The following is a 1554-nucleotide window of genomic DNA, read 5'->3' as shown; positions in this document are numbered from 1 at the left end:
TATGTGCAGGGCAATGGTGCCTTACAAGTCGATGGCGCAGTGTTGAATGATTTTGGCGCCATAATGACAGAAGGTGATTTATCTTTTACCAATGCAGAAGGTACCGGAAAAAGCCTTTCGCTTGTCAATAAAGCAGGCTTTATTCAAGCTGGTGGAAACTTAAATATCCAAACCAACACTCTAAAAAACGAAGCCGATAGCACGCCTGTCATCACGGAAAAAACGGAATATAGCGATATTTCTTTCCAAAGACCAAAGGGTTCTGATCAGCTCAGTGATGGGATGTTATATCAGGATGCGAAAGTTGGTCTTTGGGGACAAGGGCACGAATATCAATATGATAACGGAGTTTGGAAAGGACACTTATACATTTACTTAGATAATCCACTTTGGAATAGTAAAGAGGAAACCTATGGCACCGCAATTTCAAGCGACGGAACAGTCTATAAGGCTTTTACTTGGAAATATATTGACGAAAGAAACTCTGTAGAACAGTATTCCTGGAATGGTTCTCGGCGGAAGGAAGGATGGTTCTGGTCAATAAACGAACATTGGTCACATATGACAGAGAGGACTGTCACGCAAGGGTTTTCGCATAAACCAACTGTTTCGGGCATGATACAATCTAGAGGCAATCTCATCATTAACGCTGATACCATTGAGAATAACTATAGCATTATGAGAGCAGGGGGAAATGCAGATATCCACGCTGGTGTGCTGACCAATCTGGGAGCAACGGCTTATAAAAAAACCTTTATGGGTTGTAATGCCAATACGGATGCTTATTGTTATGGCTATAAAGCTGATGGAAGTCGCGATGTTTCTTTAGACATAGCCAATGGCACTTTTCGCCATATCCGCTCAGAAGCTTTGGAGAGTGTTCCTGGTCTTGTTCAAGCGGGTGGCACGTTGAATTTGGTGGTCGATCAACTCCACAACACGGCAGCGGAAGGTTCGATTACGGGGGATACGCATTTTGAAGCAAAAACCGTTGAAGGCAATCCACTGGAGTCCTTAAGCGGTTTAACCGGGGCTGGCGCTCTCTTTACACCAAAAGTGGATCTCCATAATGCAGGGGAACTTGCTGAGGGGCTTCCTTTACCAAAGCCCCAATCGGGTGGGGTTGGGGGCACGCTGCCCAACCAGAATTTCATTTATGAAACGCGTGCGGAATTCCTTGATGTTGGCAAGTTTTATGGCTCAGCCTATTTTTTGAACAGAATTGGCTACAATCCTGACAGAGAGATTTTTTTCTTAGGCGATGCCTATTTTGAAAAACAATTGATTGAAAAACAAATGCGTGATCTGGTCGGTCAAGGGTTGGGCAAAGGCTCCTTTATTCCTGGAAGTGATGCCATTGAACAAGTCAAAACTTTGCTGGATGGTGGGGCAGACTATGCAAAAGCCCATAATCTCCCCTTTGGTGAGGCTTTGAGTGAAGAACAATTGGCGTCCCTAGAAGCGCCGATGGTGATTTATGTGCGCCAACAGGTCAAGGGCATGGATGTTTATGCACCGGTGCTTTACATTCCAGAAAAGGAGAGAGCCTCCTTT

At 44.7% G+C, this 1554-nt stretch carries 1 pseudogene; it reads left to right on the top strand.

Annotation, left to right across the window (positions count from 1 at the left end):
• Positions 1-1554 (top strand): annotated as a pseudogene (locus ACFIJ0_RS06080) (filamentous hemagglutinin); the annotation flags it as partial.

The sequence above is a fragment of the Bartonella sp. OC68QHHN genome (genome assembly GCF_042193875.1).
In the GTDB taxonomy this organism is placed as follows: domain Bacteria; phylum Pseudomonadota; class Alphaproteobacteria; order Rhizobiales; family Rhizobiaceae; genus Bartonella; species Bartonella grahamii_A.
Note: the sequence above shows the minus strand (reverse complement) of the source record. Positions and strands in the feature narration are given on the sequence as shown.